The following is an 18623-nucleotide window of genomic DNA, read 5'->3' as shown; positions in this document are numbered from 1 at the left end:
CTCCGAAGTGATCCCGATTTGTCCCCCTTCACCATCCGGCGAGACGTTTCTTCCATTCGGCAATGATGCGGTCCTCTATAATTTCGATTTGCAAATCAGGGAATGCGCTTCTTGCTTCATTTTCCACAATAAATTCCTTTACGCCATGAAGTAGCGGCAGCCACTCGTAATCCGGGAAATCGTGCTTAAATTTATCCAGCGAGAACGCCATATGATGCCGGTATAAATGAGGAATCGGGGACAAAGCGTTCACCCCGGCGAACGTCTCGATATAATGCGAAGGGATATAAACCCGCTCCGGGTCTACCTTCAGCTCACGGGTGAACAAGGAAATGTAATCGTCCCTCGCTATACATTGCGGCGTGCTTAACGTATAATCCTTGCCGATGGCTGCCCGGTCTCCGATGATTCTGCCGGCCATGCGGCCGACATCGTAGCCCCAGCCTACATGCATCAATCCATTGCCATCGCCGGGTACGAGGATGGGACGGTTCGCTTTCATGCGCGGCACGGCAAACTTCCCCCAATCGCGAAACAGCATCGGGCAGAAATGGGGGCCGATGGACAATGACGGCCTGCCGATCGTGACCGGGAACACTTCTGTCGTATACTTATCCATGTAAAATTGTTCGACCTGCCATTTGTTATTTGCATATTCTCCATGCGGAGGCCGGCGGTCATCGGATTCGCGATAAGGCAATCGGGAGAGCGGATAACCGTAAATATCCACAGTGCTGATGAACAACAGATGGGCAATACGCCCCCTTGTGATCTCGTACAGCTGTTCCGCCTCGCGAAGCGTGAAGCAGATCGTATCGATTACGAGCTGTGCGCCGAAATCGCGCAGCGCCCTGCCAAGCGAATCAGCATCGTTTCTCGAACCTTCATAGTAATGAATGTTGGGCTGCCGGACATGCTTCTCGGCCGTATTTCTCGTAAATACGGCGATATCACTATTGCGTTCCAGCAAATAATCGATTGTGCCACGCGAGATATTACCCGGTCCCCCGATCAGAAACACTTTGCTCATGGAACACCTCTCTCTTTTAATAAACGATGACCAGATGGGCAGGCGGCGAGACTGCAACCGATAGAAATGCTCCGCCATCTTTGCCCCTCATTCATTGTGAAACAAATGAATGTGCGCGGCCGCGGCAAATGGATCATGGCACACGCCACACAGTTGAGCATATCACAAACACACTTTGTATACAATTCATATACTTTTAAATTCACACTGGATCGACATGCGCGCAAATTCTTTCTCCCGGAACGACTAAAAAAGCCCCTTATCGGGACTCTATATAATATGGTAATCTATAGAGAAACCTCGTTATTGCTTCAGAGCCTCAAATTAATAGAAGGGAGTGGCTAAAATGCTGCTGTTAGATGAAATGATTGAATACAACAAAAAGTTTGTTGAAAACAAGGAATATGAGAAATATCGCACATCAAAGCTTCCAAACAAAAAATTAGTCGTTGTGTCCTGCATGGATACAAGATTAACGGAATTACTGCCTAAAGCGATGAATTTACGGAATGGGGATGCAAAAATTCTTAAAACGGCGGGTGCCGTAGTTTCCCATCCTTTCGGAAGTATTATGAGAAGCATTATTGTTGCCATTTATGAACTCAATGCCCATGAAGTTTGCGTTGTGGGTCATCACGATTGCGGCATGGTTCATATCAATCCGGATGAAACCACTCGTAAGATGATCAGTAGGGGGATTTCCGAACAGACGATTTCGACTTTAGATTATGCCGGAATAAATCTAAACGATTGGCTGCGCGGATTTGATTCTGTTGCGGAAAACGTTCGGCAAAGTGTCGGGGTGATCCGGCGCCATCCGTTAATTCCCCAGGAAATTCCTGTACATGGCCTGGTGATCGATCCGGAAACCGGAGAGTTAGACGTTATTGAAAATGGCTATACAGGTTCAATAACGAGCTAATTCCACAGATGGTATTCTTGCCTTCGGCAGTAGACAATCGTAGAAAGAAAAAACTGACCGATGGAGCCTTAAAACAAGCTGCATCGGTCAGTTATTCAGGTTTTCCGCTTTTCAATTGCCCATTCCACGGTGGCTGATTAATAACTGTCAAACCTTGTGCTGCATCACACATTCCGCCAATTCTTGCAAAGAAACTGTCGCAAGTCCAATTGACGTATCTGCACATCCGTAATAAATATACAACACTCCGTCTTTTACAACATTAGCTGTCGGAAACACGACGTTAGGGATGAACAACCCGAATTTTTCATAATAAGCTTCCGGCTCCATAACGGGTGTCTTCATTCTCGCTATCACACGTTCGGGGTGCTCCAAATCAAGCATCATGGCACCGACTCGGTATATGTTGTCTTTATCTACGCCATGGTAAAGCGTCAGCCATCCGTAGTCCGTCCGCACAGGCGGCGTTGCCCCGCCAATTTTCTTAAATTCCCAGTCAAACTCCGGTTTGGCCAGAAGACTAGGCTCCTCCCAATGGATCAGGTCATCGGAGAAAGTAATCCACATCGCAGCTTTTTCCGTTCCATACGTTTCCCCGATATATTCTTCAGGTCTGCGCAGCAGCGCATATTTCCCGTTAATTTTTTCAGGAAAAAGAATGTTGTCGCGATCGTTGATGTCCAAAGGAGTTGTATCGCACAAAAATTCCCAGTTAACTAAATCTTTGGAGGTAGCAATGCTGGAGCGAGTCATCCAATGAACAGCCTCGTCTCCCCATCCGTCCGGGTAATCGGGTTTGGAGCTGTCCGGCACCCCTAGGCCTGTCGGATAATAACTCATAGAGCAAGGGCGAAGCGCATAATTCAAATAATAAGTGCCGTCTATTTTCACTACACGGGGATCTTGAACGCTTCCGTATGGAAAACCTAATTGCTCTGGAGTAAGCACCGGTTTATCGGACACATGCCGGAAATGCACACCATCTTCGCTCTCCAGAAGTCCCAGATAACACTGAAAAGGACGCAAAGTGCCGGCGGTTCGCTCCAGCATATAAAATTTGCCGTTATCGATAATAACTGCCGGGTTAAACACAGTAATTTTTCTCCATTCCTGCTCCCCTGGAAAGACGATGGGATTGGAGGGATGTCTGACGATATTCATGCTGAATCTCCCTTTTTTTCTATTCAATGACTATTATGCATTCACAAAAGCGCTGCCTGCCAGGTCTCTGCCACGGGCAAGCCAAACCTTATGATTTTTGTTCCTCTCCGCAGTGACAAGCGCATCCGTCGCAAAATAACGCATCGTGTATCCGCAACGGCGGTATTCACTTTTATTTGGAGCCGCTCCATGAATAATTCGAGAGTCATGCAGAGAGCATTCTCCCGGTTGCAGCTCAAAGTATACCGCTTCGGCATCATCAACACGCTTGATTTGCGATTCAAAAATATGATCGGCCGTATCAACACGTTCATATTCCGAAAATCCGTTGCGGTGCGTTCCCGGTATAACACGCATACAGCCGTTTTCCTTCCAGCTGTGGTCGATGGCAAGCCAGATCGTTACTATTTTATCAAAACGGGTTAACCGGCCGTTCCAATAAGCAGAATCTTCATGCCATGGAGTAGCTTTTCCTACTAAAGGTTCTTTACAAATAAAGTGGCTCGACCACAAACCGATATGAGGACCGATTAGAGGTTCGACAAGATCAAGCACTTCATCTGCGAGCAAAAATGTAAGCAAACGTTCGTCCCGGAAATGAGGTGTATCCAGCTCGCTGTTCAGCTTCTTGCCGACCTTTCTCCACTGCTCCTCAAAGATTTCCTTTAACTCCGAAAGTTTCTCCGGACTAAAGAGCTGTTTGTTATGAAGCAGGTATCCGTTCTCGTGATAAAAGTCCACTTCAGCTTGCGTCAGTTTGCTTGAAGCCATATTGTTCCCCTCCACATATTCATTGTGCTGTAATGCACATACAAGAAATCTTACATTTATATCTTAACGTATAAATTCGGATGATTTCTTGTTATAATTCGGATGAGAAAATTTTATTTATTGTGCTGAACTGACTTCACGAAAGGAGTGGACTATGGATACCAAGAAGCTTTATGCCGATCAAATCATTGATCCGTCCATCGGATTTCATTATGCATTTATTCGTTCCACAAAACTGACTTCGGAGCTGCACACCCACGATTTTTATGAATTTTTCATCACCTTTGGCGGAGCTGTAATTCATTATGTGAATGGGCAGAGCCAACGGCTCGAGGAAGGCTCTTTTGTATGGATTCGACCGCATGACGCGCATTACTACGAAAGAATCCATACAGAGTGCCAAATCCTCAATGTCGCCTTTTCCAGCGAAATGTTTGAAGCACTCACTTTATATGCCAGTACCCGGGAAACGATACAGCAATTTCATTCTAACGATCTGCCCCAGGTTGTTCATATGCATGAACTAGACAGACAACACCTGAAGCTCAGGTTAGAGAAGTTAGCCTTATCACCTGTAACGATAGACGGTGAATCCATGCTGCAATTTAAACTCATTTTGCTGGAAATATGGACCAAATATCAACGGCATCGACTACAAGTCAAATCACCGCTGCCCCAGTGGCTCAAAGCTCTGGAAGAGACACTTCAGCACAAGGAGCATTTCTCTGCCGGTATCGAAAGATTGTTTGAATTAAGCGGCAAAAACCGTGAATACGTATCACGCAGCTTCCGCAAACATTTCGGCTTAACCCCAACCCAATGGCTCAATCGGATCAAACTCGAATATGCCTCGAATTTGATCCAGTTCACTGATGAGGAAATAACCCAAATCGCCTTAGATTGCGGTTTCGAGAACCTCAGCCATTTCTACCATTTGTTCAAGAATCAGTTTCAGTGCGCCCCGGCTAAGTACCGGAAATTAATGAAAAAACCGGTTATTCCTGAGTATCAATGACAACTTTAAAGCGACACCTTACGCAGCTCCGCATCAGCAGGCGCTGAACATCAAGTGATCTCGGAGTCTATCCGTATTACACCATAAGGTTGTAATACGAGCTGGTCTGTCGTTCCTTCCATGATGTCATGTACGGCACTTCTGTAGCTCTTGGCATCATAAACTGCTTCTATAAACGTGTTCTCATCGAGTTTTCTTACTTTATTCTTGGTGCTGCCAGCAAGCTCTACGGAAACAACCTGGCATTCATTGGTCATATTCGCAATCCATAAACGGCTCCTGCCATTGTTACATATTGCTAGCGCCTCAACCTTAAGCGGATGGGATACATGAAGCGGACATACATAGCCCCCCTTGAGCTCCCCAATATCCGCCATGATATGGTATACCGGATAAACATGCTCTGCGTGTTCTGCAAAACCTTTATCACCTAATGTTTCATAATAGGTAACAGCCTTCACAGAAGCGGACTGGAGCAAGTTCCTCAAGCTCCCGAGCGTCCAGCCTGCGCAAAATAACGATGTTTGGCGCGGATCTGAACTGTCATCTTCATTTTCCATCTCTGAGATGCTTGTCGCATCAGGGTTGTATCTTTTCTTTAATGTCACCGGCCCTATGGAGAGTGGCATATTTCCGGTCATTCGATTTGCCGAATCAACGGTTGCAGCTTGGGCCGTTAATGTCTCAACTAGAGAAGTTTGGTCAAAGGCATGTACTTGCGGATTGATGCTGTATGTTGCCCACTCCATGGAATCCAGAGGTAAAGATGCGCGATTGAACTGAGCAAAATAAGCACGGCTTCCACCGCCGACAGCAAGCGATAATCCGACGTCGCTCAGAAGGTTTCTGAGACTGTTAAGCAGTCGTTCAGAGCTGGTATGTGTTCTGTTGTTGTATACAAACAGCCGTGTAATTGTTGTTATGCCGCTTGCGTTCACGGAATCCAAATCCAAAGCATGAACGAACTCAGACAACCCTTCTCCGTGCTCGCTGGAAACCACATCGATCTCCAGTTCAATTTTTAACCCATCCGCTGTACTCAACGCCTCGCGTAACCTGTGCTTCCATTCCAGACCGGAGGTCAAATTCAACTCTACCCGCACATGACCTAATTGCAGTTTACGAATACATTCGATTTCCTCGGTTGTAAGTGCATGCTTCGGTAATAAAGTCCCTATAGATGGGACGGGATGAAGCTGGCCGGCCTGCACAACAATAGAGGCCGATGGGATGGAACTTGAAGACTCCGCCGCATCCGGTGAATGATGAGCTGTTGCTTGCAGCGTAATTTTTTGGCGTATTTGATCACCCGGCTGAACTTCCACCGGATAGGGCTGGGAGAGCGGTGTGCAATACGTCTTATAGGAAGCGTCCGTCCAGTTGCGTTGATCCTCCATCTCGAATACGTCGCCCTCAAAATCCAGCTCGACCGATACCTCGCCTTGCGTTGTATACTGCATTCCTTCCATTTGGAAAAATGGCTGGTGCGGCGAGATCGCCTCCGGGAATTTGCCTGAGATTACCCCTTCCGGTGTCTTTACTTGGAGAGGCGTTCCGGCTAACGCCATGGGGTGCAGAATACAGAATCCAATCCGATTTTTAGCGAACTGCCGCCGGACGATTCCGTCCATTGTAAATTCAAGCCTGCCGGAAGCCTCGCCTCTTATATACCCTTTCCATTCAAAATGAACATCAGCATTCTGATGCACCGCGGTAAAAGCAACCTCGAATACATCCGGCTGTTCAGTGAACGACATTTCGGTAAATTGAGGGGCGATTGTACCCCAATTATGATCTCTGACAGCGGAATATAACCCGAGGACCAATTCTGACTGGCCGAAACGGATATTTTTTAATCCCCCTTCCTCAAATAGAGCTGTCAGTTGACCCGCACGTAGTAACTTTTGCTCCGCCAAGGGTTCATCGCTGCCATAACGGATACGATGTAAAGATGCCGGAATGGGCTGCATGCACTAACTCCTTCCAAAAATTTGATTGATATCTGCATTATCTCATACTCATCATGACATTCGCCATTTTGCGATAATGAACCCAGTTGGCGTGGAGCATCGTACTGTTCGTCAATATAACCCCCGCCATGTCCAATATGGGATCAAGAAACAGCATGCAGCCGCTAAAGCCCGGATGACCTACAGCAGCCGGCGAATTCAGGTCGCCGAAGCAGCCATACGGATCCTCCGCTGTTTTCATCCAAAAAACAGGAGTTTTGGCGAACGCGCCATGGGTTGATTCCGTAAGCATCCGCTGAACGGCCGCTTCGGAGAAAATCACCCTGCCGTTGGCTTCACCACCATGTTGCATCATCCGGCAAAATAACATAAGATCGTCTGCCGTAGTATAGAGACCGCTATCTGCGGTCACGGCTAGTCTGTCATACTGCTGGTCGGCTGTCAGATTGTCTTTGCTGCAAGGCAATATGTAATCTCCTGAGCGCAAGATCGTTGTATCAAAGGTCGTCTTGTTCATGCCCAGTTGAACAAACAACTGCTCTTGAGCCCACAACTCCAGCGGCTGATCGGCTACAAGCTCCATGATGTTCATTAAGATGGAGTATCCGTACGTAAAATAATTCATCCGTACGCCTGGTGCATGCTTGGGCTTCCAGGATAACACTTGCTGCAAGTAATCATGCTTGGTGTTTTCTACCGGCCATGGAATGGCAGGAAACTCTTCGTAACCGGCGGTATGTGTCAGAAGGTGCTTTAATCTAACTCGCTCATCGGGATAATCGGGCAAGAAATGCTGTACGGTATCATCCAAGGTCACTTCTCCGTATTCCACCAATTTCATCAGCAATGCCCCGGTAATTACTTTGGTGATGGAACCTACATTAAACTGAGTCTGTTTTGTTACAGGCGTCCGGTTCACGGAATCAAGACTGGAAGAACCTTGCGTATATTCATAAATACATTCGCCCTTCTTAAGCACCCGGACGGCAAGGCAAGGTGTGATCTTCCGCTCTAGTAACCGGTCAAAATAAGTATCGGCATTCATACTTGCCACCTCATATTAAGCCTGTGTAATTTGAAGCGCAAAATCGTCCGCTGCATTCATTCCGGCAGGAGCTTGAACCGTTGTCCATGGTTCGCTTGCTTCAATAATAAATGGTTTGTCGAAACGGCCGCTGCGTGGATCAAACCATACCGCATGATATTTGCCTGTCTCCAGTCTCAGATGAACGTCATGGGGAGCCGGCGTGTATACAATATAGAGATGTCCCGGATTGGCCAGACAATATCCCGTCTCGTTGCTCAACAGTGAGTTGTCCGGGTTCGCCGTCCACCACTCGCACGATTCAAAAAACGTCACGATATGGGAGAAGCCTTCGCAAAGCTTCATGGAATCATCGGCACGACCGTTCAGCCAGCCTCCCAGCCCGTTGCCTGCGTATTCTCCACTGGCTTGATAGCAGCCCGCCATATAAATTTCCCAAGCTCTGCGGCGAAGCGTATCCGCACTGCGCATCGGATACACCTTTCCCTCCCCCCAAGCCGTCGGGTAATGATCCTCATAACCAAACTCTTCATTCACCTGGGGAATGACGCGGCCTGTCTTGAGCTGCTGCTTCCTGTTGTTTAGCATATAGGAGTTTCCGCCATTCTCATCCCAGCATTGATACACGGCGAAATCAGCCCAGCCGGATGTACGAAATTCAAACGTGCCGTGACCATGACACGTCATTAAATGATGATAAGGATCACATGATTTTAAAAAGTAACCCATCCGTTCCACCCATTCATGGGGACGTATCAACCGGTATTCATTGGTTATATCCCACATAATATTAGGGAACGCAGCCAGACGCGCAGCTGTGTAGCGATAGTAACGCTGCTCGTCCAGTCCACCCATCAGCAGCTTGCCATATGGATCTGCCCCCGCACGATACGCATCTACATACATAATGATGGAGATTACGACATCCTTGCGGCGCGCGTAATCAACAAGACGCTCCAATTTCTGCCAATATGCAGTATCGAACCTTGTGGCATCCCAGCCTGGATTCTCCGCATCATCCGGTCGCTCGGCTGCCCATGGACCGTAATTAAAAGTAAATTCCTCCGATTCATATACCGGCTCAAACCAAGCTGTCGCATTACGGACACGGCTGGAGCTGAGAGCTACCCGCAGCCGATTCACTTTGTGCCGGTGAAACCGGTCAATCACCCGCTCGATTTCCCTGTCGCTCCGAATACCCGGCATATGATAAGCCGTCATGGTGTTATAGAAGTAATGCTCACCGGTGCCTTCCCATACAAAATGAAACGGATGCGCTTCATCGACGCGAAGCAATCCACGGTTTGTTGAGGATTCGGCCTCAAATTGGCCTGCATAAGTAGTGGTTACTCCATCGTGTTGAAAAGCGATTGTATATTGATAGCGGCCTGCCGTTCTTGGCATAAAGCGGATCCGGAAGAGACTCCCGTCCGCCGAATCGCAGAACCCGTCCACTGGAATCAAGTAGTCGCTGTTAACGGCCGTTCCCAACTGATTATCCGGCAAGCCGTGTGTAAAGGTAAACGGCTCCTTGTCTTCACCGAATTGGCCGATAATTTCTACTTCTGTGAACGGATTCCGGAAGTTCGGCTGATCTACATGTATGGCAACTTCAAACATTTCATACGTAGCTACTGCTTGATGGGCAACGGGTACAAAAGTAATTTGCATCTTGAGCTGACTCCTCCGTTTATAAGAAAGAAGGCATTAGTTTCATCCTCTGCCTTCTTCCTTGATGTGAACTTATTTTTTGTGCTGCGCCTTCCATTCGGCAAGCTGCTTTTTGTATTCTTCCATTACTTTATCCAGACCCGCGGCTTTTAACTTTTTCAAAGCTTCAGGGTAATACTTATCATACTCTACGACACCATTCTTAATCGGCACGATGCTGGCTTGAATTTCCGCCAAAACGTTCGCATATTCGGTACTGACTTGATTGGAATCAAATACAAAACCCATTACCGGTGAGTTGACGGCCTTATCATCCATCGTACCTTCAACCTTCACCTGCAGATCGGAAGCTTCTTTACTGAAACGGGCGAAATCCAAATTGCCGATCTGCCAGTTCTGGAACAAGTACTTCGGCTGATTCTTGTCTGTTTTTTTGGAATCATAACGGTTGTTATCCGTCTTCGTCCATTGTTCGCCCTGAATACCATACATGAACAAGTCATAATTGTCTTGGTTGGCATACAGCCAGTTGAGGAATTGAATTCCCGCTTCCGGATGTTTCGTATTCACCGGTACGACATTGGAGTTCCCGAAGGCTAATGGACGGAACGTCGGTTTATCTGGCTGTAACCGGAACAAAGACACCTTGGCATTCGGATTATTCGCTTGCATCAGCGGATCGAGATTGCTTCCCCGCTCCAGGTAGAACAAGAATTTGCCCTGCTCAAGCCCTTTCAGCATCTGATCTTGCGGAATACTCAGCACATCTTTACTGATAAGCCCCTTCTGATAAAGCGTACGCATAAATGCGCTTTCTTCTTTGAATAATTTGCTTTCCACATAAGACTCCGCATTGCCGTCTTTATCAACCAAGAACAGCTGCTTTAAGTCGGTTGTGAAAGGAAACCCTTCCATGTCCCTATAGATCGCATGCAAATTATCTTTGGCTCTTAGCTGGATGTAATATTTCTCGCCTGTATCCTGCTCTACTTTCTTCTGCAATTGCTCCGCTGCATCAATTAGCTCGGCTCTGGTGGTTGGCGTTTTCAAATTGTATTTCTTCATCAAGTCTTCCCGGCCCGTTACCCAATACCAGCCATTGGCGAAATCAATCCATTTGTTCGGAATTGCATAGATTTTCCCTTTGACAGTAGCGGCATCCCACAAATAATCGGGAATCGCCTTCTTCAGATTCGGCCCGTATTTATCTATTAACTCGTTTAACGGCGCTAAAGCCCCGCTTCCCGCCAACTGCGTAACCGATTTCATATCTTCCATGGCGGCAAGCAGCTCGAACTCCTCGCCTGTCGAAAGCATAATATTCGTCTTCTGGTTCCAAGCATCCCATGGGATAGCCTTCACATCGAGTCGAACATTAACGCCATCTGCCTTCAGCTTGGCATTCACTGCATCCTGCACCTTCTGGTGGTCCGGAGTTAAATTACCGGGGATGACGTAACGAACGGGAACGGCCTCCGCCGCACCGGCACCCTCTTGAGCGCTTGCCGCCTTACCGCTGCCGGAAGGCGCAGCTTTATCCTGGCTTGTACATGCCGTCAAAGCTGTGCTGGCTATCATGGCTGCCGTTAATACAACGGCGCCTTTCATTTTTAATTGCTTCATGTGAACCCCTCCTGTTACCCTTTTATTATTTATTAAAATCCTTCAAATTACAAAGGAAAATAATTAACCTTTAACTGATCCTACGATTAATCCTTTGATAAAAAAACGCTGCAGGAACGGATACAAAAATACGATAGGTCCGATCGTAATGATAGCTATAGCCATCTTAAACGATTCCGTTGGCGGTTTGGTTGTCCCGCCGTACATCCCCGTCATTTGGTTCAGCATGTTAAGCTCCGAGTTGAGCTTAAACAACAAATATTGAAGCGGGTATAAATTCTCTTTATCCACCAGCATGATGGCATTAAACCAGTTGTTCCAATAAGCCAGCCCGTAGAACAGCGCAACCGTAGCAAGCACCGGCACGGATAATGGAAAATAAATCCGGAAAGCGATAAGAAACTCGCCGGCACCGTCGATTTTGGCAGACTCCATTAATGCTTCCGGAATACCGTTCATGAAATTACGCACCAGGAACAGGTTAAACGGATTAAAAATAAGCGACGGAATAATGAGAGCAAACAGATTATTCGTCAAACCCAGCGAATGACTGACCAAGTACCATGGGACAAGCCCCGTGTTGAACACCATCGTAATAAAGAAGAAGAGCGATAATTGGTTGCGGTACTTCACCTGTCGGTTGGCAAGCGTAAACGCGGCCATCCCTGTAATGATGACAGCGAGCACCGTGCCTACGACTGTAACAAGAATGGAAATAAAATAGCTGTTCAGCAGTTGGCCATTGCCGTCGAAAGCTAATCTGTAAGCTTCGAGAGAAAACTTCTCCGGAAAAAGGCTGTAGCCGTGCTTTGCGATCGAGCCTTCATCCGTGATCGATACGATGAGCACCAACAGTATAGGCAAGAAGCAGAACAGACTGAATAATGTAAGAAACGTATAGTTGGCAACGTCAAACCACTTTATTTTACTCTTCATGATCATGTCTCCTAGAAAACAGCATTTTCGGGATTGATTTTCTTGGCGATCCAGTTAAAAGCTAAAACCAAGACAAAACCTACAACGGATTGGTATAAACCGACGGCCATGGCTTGAGACGGGTCAATGTTGCGCATCGTGCGGAATACAAACGTGTCAATTACGTCCGTCGTTGGATATAGAAGTCCGTTATCACCGATAATGGCGTAAATCATTCCAAAATCCGCATAAAATATTTTACCTATCGCCAGCAGTGTCAGAATGGAAACCGTCGGGATCAACAGTGGAATCGTAATGCTGCGTATTTGCTGCCACCGATTGGCTCCATCCATTCTTGCCGCTTCGTATAAACTCTCGTCCATAGCGGAGATCGCCGCTAAATAAATGACCGTTGTCATGCCCGTTTCCTTCCATACGCTCATCATAACGAGAATCCATGTCCAAGGCCCTGGACTGGAATACCAATTCACCGGATCTCCGCCGAATGCGGCGATGATTTTGTTAACTATTCCATAGTCTGCCGAGAACATGCCGTATAACATATAGCTGACAATAACCCACGATAAAAAATGCGGGAACAAAAACACCGATTGAGCCAACCGCTTGAAAATCATTTTACGGGCTTCATTCAGCAGAATGGCCATGACGATCGCCATTAACGTGCCAAACAAGACGAACAAAAAGTTCAGCTTGATTGTATTCCAAGTGACCATACCCGCTCTTGAGGATTGAAAGAAGAAATCAAAGTTTTTAAATCCGATCCAATCGCTGCTGAACAATCCTTTGGAATAATTAAATTTTTGAAAAGCGATGAGCATATACGGCAACGTCATGTAACCATAAATGAACGTATACAACGCTGCCGGCAAAATCAAAAGATAAGATAATGGATTAAGCCTGATGTCTTTCCACACATTTGTGCAGCCCCTTTCGTGTCGATAAGCTTATTGGACCACGGAAGGCTTTTTTTGAAAAGTTTAAAAACGGGATATCTCTCAGCTATTGAGAGAAAATCGAATATGTTGATCCTCTCCCATCCATTAAAGTAAGGGCTTCGTTTTGTTTAAAATGTGTCAAAAGCTTTATTTTTGTGCTTTTCTATTGTAGAGTGGCACTGTTTTTTGCTTTAATGTAATAGAAGAAAGGGGATACCCGCTGTCATGAGCATCGTAAAAGATATTAAAAACTATCCCGTATACCGCAGATTGCTAATTTCGTATTTGCTGCTCGTTTCCATCATGGTGTTCCTGATCGGCAGCGTACTTTATTTCTATTTCTCGTCCAGCACCACCAAAGAGATCAGCGAAATGATGCAGTCCATGCTGACGCAGACCAGTACGACAGCGGACAATACGAACAACCAGGTGTATTATGTAAGCAATCAGCTTTTGAATGATAACAACGTTAACAATATGCTGTTATCCACGGAGCAAGACGATCCGATTCGAGATTACAAAGCCTATTTGACGTTAAAAAATATAAATTCCGTTTATCCGTTTCTGAAATATATTGGTGTTTATAATGGTAAGATCGACCACTACATCAATACATTAGGCCTTCCTTACGATAGTGATAAAGACATACTTCAAGCTTTAAAAAACGGACAGGTCGATAGGAAATTCCAAATGTTCTCCCGGGAAGTAAAAAACGGCAATGAATTGTACCGGGTTCTTACCTTTGTGTTTTATCCGAATGCAACGTTTGCCAAATCTACGACAAGCGCGCTGATTATTAATTTGGATGAGCAATATTTCCGCAATGTGCTGCAGCAATATATGAACTCGCCTAAAGGTCAAATATTCGTAATGAATTCGCAAGGGAGTGTCATTTCTCATTCGAATCCTGATTTGTTCAACCAAAGCCTGGCGAACGAACCTTATGTGCAGCATATTTTGCAATCCTCAGACAATAGCGGGTATTTTACGCAAACGGTTCATCGTGAGAAACAGCTGGTTGCTTATGTCAAATCGGCCCAGCTGGGATGGTATTTTGTCAGCATCCGTCCTTACATTGAAGTTATTCCTCAAACCAATACGCTTAAAAATGTAACCCTTGTCATTGCGGCAACGATGATTATGCTTGGCTTTGCGCTTTCGTTCTGGATTACGTCCAACATCTACACTCCGATCCGCAGTCTGATGTGGAAATTAAGACACCAGATGCAAAGCACCCAGCCTTTCTTAAAGCATAACGTGCTGAGGCAGCTCATGAAGGAGCCATGGAACGACATGCAGCTGTCGGACAACATGCTAAGCGATAACTCTTTACAACTGGACAGCCCGTATTATCTCATTTTTTTGCTTCATATCGATGATGTTCAGCGGTTCGAACAGGTGCATCCGCCGAAAGATCAAGCTCTGATCCGCTTTGCGATCTGCAACATTGCCGCCGAATTGTTAGAGCGTCATTATGCGGCTCCTAACCCTGTAGTCATTGAAAATGACGAGGTGGGTATCCTGGCGGGAACCGCTTCCGCAGCCATGCCGGACACAGTGATCCTGACGCTGAAGGAAATCCAGGAAGTCATTCAGCAATATTTCAAAATTACAATTACCGTAGCCATCGGTGATTCGGTGCAGAAGGCGGATCACATTGCTTCATCTTATCATTCGGCTCTGAAGAGAAGTGAATACCGCTTTTTTTATGGGCATAACAGCATTATTGATGGTAAGATGATTACCCAACGTGCTACGCAGCATTCTTTTAAATATCCGGCGATCATTGAGAAGAATTTAATTGAATTCATCAAACTGGAAGATCGCTCTTCCGTACACGGGCAAATTCGAAAGTTTATGAAATCGATCGAGTCAACGGAATATTTCCATGCGCTAACCTACTCCCATCAGCTGCTCTTATCGATATTGAAGGAATTTGAAGGCACCGTGATTCATGTAAGTTCGGACTCGTCGTATTATTATGAAAGGCTTGCTTATTTGTCCAAGCTGGAAACTCTGGATGCCATTGAGAAAGAGCTGCTTGATTATTGCGATAGAATTTGCGATTTACTGGAACAGAAGCAAAACCTGCGTATGTCGGACAACCTCGAGAAGGTAAAGGATTACCTGGAGGAACATTATCATGATCCTAACTTATCGCTTGAGCTTGCAGCTGAAGCAATCCATATTTCGCCTGGCTATTTGCGTAAGCAGTTCAAAACCTACTATGCCGTATCGTTTCACGACATGCTTAAAAATTTGCGTCTGGACAAAGCGTGTGCTCTGCTCATAGAAACCGATGAGTCGATGGCTGTAATCAGCGAAAGCATCGGCATGCTCAACACGAATTATTTTTATACCTTATTCAAAAAGCGTTACGGCATTTCTCCAGCCCAATACCGTGAGCAAAAAAGGGCCGACTTGCGGTAAAAATAGTTTGTTTACCATATATAAAAGAGCTGCCAGATCATGTATCGATCGAACCGGCAGCTCTTTTTGGTTTACTCAGCGTTTCTCTTCATCATAATTCAAAACAATTTTGTTGATTTCATGCGGGTTGCTTTTAGCAAGATGCAGCGCCTCGGCAATATCAGAGAAAGGCATAGTGCGGGTTATATATTGCCTTGCGATATCTTGATGTTCATGCAGAAAACGAATGACGTCCGGGAACTTGTTTACATTGTTGCGGCTGCCGTAAATTTCCACCTCTTTTTTCGTAAAAAGGACACCTGGAAATGTCACTTGGTCCCCCGTAAGTCCAACAATGACAATGCGGCCGCCTGGACTAACCAATTCGATGGTTTGCTCCATCGTTAATCTTAAGCCTGCGCTTTCGATGACAATGTTAGCTCCCTCGCCATCCGTGAGCTCTTCAATTGACTTGATGGTATCCGTTTCCTTAGGATTGATCAGCACATCGGCTCCAAACAGACGTGCTTGCTCCAGTCGATCGGCAATGACATCTACGACAAATACTTTGACATTGTACATTTTCTTCAATAAGAGTAAGATGGTTAATCCGATCGGTCCCATCCCGAGAATAGCAACGGTTGCGCCATCCTGAACTTCCGCGCGGCTTACAACTTGAGCGCCGATACTGAACGGCTCGCATAATGCGCCAATTTCAAAGGGCATATCATTCGGGATCCCGTGCACGTAGGCTTCAGGCGCTGTCACATATTCCGCGAAGCCGCCCGGACGCCAGCCGCCGATCATATCGATGCGGGGACAACAATTATATTTGCCAATGCGGCATGAATAACAGGTTCCACATGGTATCGCCGGCTCAATAACAACCCGGTCCCCAACAGCCCATCGTGTCACCTCAGCACCGACAGCTTCAATAATGCCGCATAACTCATGACCGAAAATTTGCGGATACTGCGCATAAGGATGACTTCCGTCGTAGAAATGAATATCGCCTCCGCATATGCCGGCGGCTTTCATTCGAACCAAAACCTCGTTTCCCTTAGGAACAGGCTTTTCCACTTCCTGAATACCGATTTTGTATGGTGCCGTCATCACAGCTGCCTTCATTAAACACTCCCCGCTTTCCATCTTAGTACCGGTATGTATTAAAATTGTATCGCTCTTTGCTCTTTCGAACTTTGATAAGTTGCAAATGCCAGGCGCAGCGTCTTCAAGTTATCTGCCCCGCTTGTCTGGAATGGCTTGCCTGTATGAAGACACTCGATAAAATGGCTTTGCAGACGATAATGACTTTCCTCATGGTCCAGTTCTGTCGTCTCGGCAATCATTTTGTGCTGGCCTTGATTATCAATCACGATAATTTGCCCGTCGGCGGTCCATTTTAACGTGGCTAACGTTCCATCGATCACAAACGACTCTTTATGGTGAGCCAGCACAGTGTCTTGCTCCAATGGCCCCGTAAGCTCCCTGCGCGTGGCCCAACTCATATCCAAAAATCCAAAAAAATCGTCGTACCCCAGGGTAACAATCCCTGTGTCTTCCCCTACGATATAAGGACTGCTTGTTTTTAGTTCTGCATAAAGACGCTTCGGCTCTCCAAACAGAAATCTCCACGTATCGAACCAATGCACACCCATCTCGTAGAAAATTAATTGCGGCATTCGGGTCAAAAATGGCTGCGGAAGCGTCCGATCAGGTGACATACGTGTCGTGAAGAAATCCGAGTGATGATATCTGGCCGTCTGGACGGCCCCAAGGCAATCTGAATCAAGCACTTTTTTAATTGCTTGAAATGGCTGGAGCCAACGCCAGTTTTCCGTAACCATCAGCTTAACGCCATTGGCCTCAGCCACAGCAACCATTTGTTCCGCTTCTTCAAGAGAAACAGCAAACGGCTTTTGACATAAAATGTGCTTGCCCGCTTGAGCCGCCTTTGTGACAAATTCCAAATGTGTCTCCGGTCCGGTGATGATATCCACAATATCGATATCTGCTTTTGCCAGCATCTCATCAAGCGATGTAAACAGATTTTGCGTGCTGACGTCAAATTGCTCCGCTTTTTGCACTAGCTTATCTTTGCTGCGGTTACACAGCGCTTGAATACTTGCATTCGGTATACGCTGCCAAGCTTTCAAATGCTTCTCGGACCAATACCCCGTACCAATTACGCCTACCTTCCACATGATATTATGCCTCACTTTCGTTATTTAAGTGCTGAAGAAAAGGCAGGACTCACCGTTCCTATGGAACGGCGAGTCTATTTGCACGTTGTCACCACCCCGATACGACAGGGTTCACCAGCCTTCCGATGCGGTCAACGCATACTTCCACTACATCCCCAGCCTTCAAGAAGACAGGAGGAACCCGGAAAGTCCCACATCCGGCAGGGGTGCCTGTTGTAATGACATCACCGGGATATAAGGTCAAATATTGTGTGACAAAACGAATCAGCTCAGGGATATCAAATAGCATATCCGACGTTGATGACGATTGACGCAACTCCCCATTCACATAGCTGCTGACGTGTAGTTCTGCGGGGTTCGGAATCTCATCGGTCAATACAATCTCCGGTCCAAGCGGGCAAAATGAATCAATCCCTTTGCCAATCGTTTCATGCTGCAATTGGAACTGCAAGTCACGGCCGCTGACATCGTTGCAAATGGTATAACCAAACACATAATCGAGAGCGTGTTCTCTAGCGACATGTTTTGCTGTTCTGCCAATCACAAGCGCCAGCTCAACTTCGTAGTCTACTTGGCTTTCCGGCTCAGGAAGAACAATGGCCTGATTCGGACCAATAATGGAGCTGGGCAGCTTCGAGAAAAAGGAGGGCTTTTTGGGAAACACCGCATTCGGATTTTCCTGCTTATGGCTGGAATAATTAATGCCGCTGCACAATATTTTTCCCGGTGCCGTTAATGGCGCCAACAGCTCATAATTGGTGACGACCTTGTTAAGCGGCTCCGCCTTTCGCACAGCCTGCAAACCTGCTTCACCTGCTTGAATCAAGTCGATCATATTTAGATACCCTGTGTCAAAGACGCCTGCATCCGTTTTTAAGCCTACTCGGGTTTGTCCTTCCGCTGCAAAGCTAACTAATCTCATAGCCTTCTC

15 protein-coding genes are annotated in these 18623 nt (G+C 46.4%); 3 read left to right on the top strand and 12 right to left on the bottom strand.

The features are described from left to right. Positions 1–28: 28 nt before the first annotated feature. Positions 29–1030 (bottom strand): NAD-dependent epimerase/dehydratase family protein, encoded by a 1002-nt coding sequence (locus EYB31_RS33980; protein WP_165452760.1) that lies wholly within the window; start codon positions 1028–1030, stop codon positions 29–31. Between the two features lie 346 nt (positions 1031–1376). On the opposite strand from EYB31_RS33980, the gene EYB31_RS33975 reads away from it, so the two are divergent. Next, complete coding sequence (locus tag EYB31_RS33975) at positions 1377–1952, top strand: beta-class carbonic anhydrase (RefSeq protein WP_131018032.1); 576 nt, start codon at positions 1377–1379, stop codon at positions 1950–1952. Positions 1953–2099: 147 nt separating this feature from the next. Here EYB31_RS33975 and EYB31_RS33970 read toward each other — a convergent pair whose 3' ends face one another. Together EYB31_RS33970 and EYB31_RS33965 are read right to left on the bottom strand one after the other, a co-directional pair. Then, a complete protein-coding gene (locus EYB31_RS33970; RefSeq protein WP_131018031.1) occupies positions 2100–3113 on the bottom strand; it encodes a glycoside hydrolase family 130 protein in 1014 nt (337 codons plus the stop codon). 33 nt (positions 3114–3146) lie between these two features. Continuing rightward, positions 3147–3884: a phytanoyl-CoA dioxygenase family protein gene (locus EYB31_RS33965; RefSeq protein ID WP_131018030.1), complete on the bottom strand. Its 738-nt coding sequence runs from the start codon at positions 3882–3884 to the stop codon at positions 3147–3149. A gap of 154 nt (positions 3885–4038) precedes the next feature. Here EYB31_RS33965 and EYB31_RS33960 point away from each other — a divergent pair, with 154 nt between their 5' ends. Next, positions 4039–4899: a helix-turn-helix domain-containing protein gene (locus tag EYB31_RS33960; protein WP_131018029.1), complete on the top strand. Its 861-nt coding sequence runs from the start codon at positions 4039–4041 to the stop codon at positions 4897–4899. Positions 4900–4949: 50 nt separating this feature from the next. Here the strand turns inward: EYB31_RS33960 and EYB31_RS33955 are convergent, their stop codons facing one another. The 6 genes from EYB31_RS33955 to EYB31_RS33930 form a co-directional block, all read right to left on the bottom strand. After that, positions 4950–6869: a D-apionate lactonase family protein gene (locus EYB31_RS33955; RefSeq protein ID WP_131018028.1), complete on the bottom strand. Its 1920-nt coding sequence runs from the start codon at positions 6867–6869 to the stop codon at positions 4950–4952. Between the two features lie 37 nt (positions 6870–6906). Further along, entirely contained in the window at positions 6907–7914 is a 1008-nt protein-coding gene (locus EYB31_RS33950) for a serine hydrolase domain-containing protein (protein WP_131018027.1), read from the bottom strand. A 15-nt stretch (positions 7915–7929) separates the two neighbouring features. Then, the gene (locus EYB31_RS33945) at positions 7930–9585 is read right to left on the bottom strand and encodes an apiosidase-like domain-containing protein (RefSeq protein WP_131018026.1); all 1656 of its coding nucleotides are present in this window, start codon (positions 9583–9585) and stop codon (positions 7930–7932) included. A gap of 72 nt (positions 9586–9657) precedes the next feature. Then, positions 9658–11208, bottom strand: a complete 1551-nt coding sequence (locus tag EYB31_RS33940) for an extracellular solute-binding protein (protein WP_131018025.1) — start codon at positions 11206–11208, stop codon at positions 9658–9660. Between the two features lie 63 nt (positions 11209–11271). Next, positions 11272–12144 (bottom strand): carbohydrate ABC transporter permease, encoded by an 873-nt coding sequence (locus EYB31_RS33935; RefSeq protein ID WP_131018024.1) that lies wholly within the window; start codon positions 12142–12144, stop codon positions 11272–11274. Between the two features lie 11 nt (positions 12145–12155). Then, complete coding sequence (locus EYB31_RS33930) at positions 12156–13058, bottom strand: ABC transporter permease (RefSeq protein ID WP_240763150.1); 903 nt, start codon at positions 13056–13058, stop codon at positions 12156–12158. Between the two features lie 246 nt (positions 13059–13304). Between EYB31_RS33930 and EYB31_RS33925 the strand changes: the two genes are divergently transcribed. After that, positions 13305–15509 carry a helix-turn-helix domain-containing protein gene (locus tag EYB31_RS33925; protein WP_131018023.1) on the top strand — a complete coding sequence of 735 codons (2205 nt, stop codon included), beginning with the start codon at positions 13305–13307 and terminating at the stop codon, positions 15507–15509. Positions 15510–15584: 75 nt separating this feature from the next. On the opposite strand, the gene EYB31_RS33920 is transcribed toward EYB31_RS33925, so the two are convergent. From EYB31_RS33920 to EYB31_RS33910, 3 genes are all read right to left on the bottom strand, one after another. After that, positions 15585–16616, bottom strand: coding sequence for a zinc-binding alcohol dehydrogenase family protein (locus EYB31_RS33920; protein WP_131018022.1), 1032 nt, complete (start codon positions 16614–16616; stop codon positions 15585–15587). Positions 16617–16654: 38 nt separating this feature from the next. Next, positions 16655–17692 carry a Gfo/Idh/MocA family protein gene (locus EYB31_RS33915; RefSeq protein WP_131018021.1) on the bottom strand — a complete coding sequence of 346 codons (1038 nt, stop codon included), beginning with the start codon at positions 17690–17692 and terminating at the stop codon, positions 16655–16657. Positions 17693–17780: 88 nt separating this feature from the next. Next, entirely contained in the window at positions 17781–18614 is an 834-nt protein-coding gene (locus EYB31_RS33910; protein ID WP_131018020.1) for a fumarylacetoacetate hydrolase family protein, read from the bottom strand. Positions 18615–18623: the final 9 nt, after the last annotated feature.

This window comes from Paenibacillus thalictri, assembly GCF_004307995.1.
In the GTDB taxonomy this organism is placed as follows: Bacteria; Bacillota; Bacilli; order Paenibacillales; family NBRC-103111; genus Paenibacillus_AF; species Paenibacillus_AF thalictri.
This window is presented reverse-complemented; position numbering and strand designations above follow the sequence as displayed.

Coding starts and splice junctions, on each gene's coding strand:
- EYB31_RS33910 (WP_131018020.1), bottom strand. CDS start 18,614: ATGAGATTAGTTAGCTTTGCAGCGGAAGGACAAACCCGAGTAGGCTTA.
- EYB31_RS33980 (WP_165452760.1), bottom strand. CDS start 1,030: ATGAGCAAAGTGTTTCTGATCGGGGGACCGGGTAATATCTCGCGTGGC.
- EYB31_RS33915 (WP_131018021.1), bottom strand. CDS start 17,692: ATGTGGAAGGTAGGCGTAATTGGTACGGGGTATTGGTCCGAGAAGCAT.
- EYB31_RS33955 (WP_131018028.1), bottom strand. CDS start 6,869: ATGCAGCCCATTCCGGCATCTTTACATCGTATCCGTTATGGCAGCGAT.
- EYB31_RS33945 (WP_131018026.1), bottom strand. CDS start 9,585: ATGCAAATTACTTTTGTACCCGTTGCCCATCAAGCAGTAGCTACGTAT.
- EYB31_RS33950 (WP_131018027.1), bottom strand. CDS start 7,914: ATGAATGCCGATACTTATTTTGACCGGTTACTAGAGCGGAAGATCACA.
- EYB31_RS33970 (WP_131018031.1), bottom strand. CDS start 3,113: ATGAATATCGTCAGACATCCCTCCAATCCCATCGTCTTTCCAGGGGAG.
- EYB31_RS33920 (WP_131018022.1), bottom strand. CDS start 16,616: ATGAAGGCAGCTGTGATGACGGCACCATACAAAATCGGTATTCAGGAA.
- EYB31_RS33925 (WP_131018023.1), top strand. CDS start 13,305: ATGAGCATCGTAAAAGATATTAAAAACTATCCCGTATACCGCAGATTG.
- EYB31_RS33935 (WP_131018024.1), bottom strand. CDS start 12,144: ATGAAGAGTAAAATAAAGTGGTTTGACGTTGCCAACTATACGTTTCTT.
- EYB31_RS33975 (WP_131018032.1), top strand. CDS start 1,377: ATGCTGCTGTTAGATGAAATGATTGAATACAACAAAAAGTTTGTTGAA.
- EYB31_RS33940 (WP_131018025.1), bottom strand. CDS start 11,208: ATGAAGCAATTAAAAATGAAAGGCGCCGTTGTATTAACGGCAGCCATG.
- EYB31_RS33965 (WP_131018030.1), bottom strand. CDS start 3,884: ATGGCTTCAAGCAAACTGACGCAAGCTGAAGTGGACTTTTATCACGAG.
- EYB31_RS33960 (WP_131018029.1), top strand. CDS start 4,039: ATGGATACCAAGAAGCTTTATGCCGATCAAATCATTGATCCGTCCATC.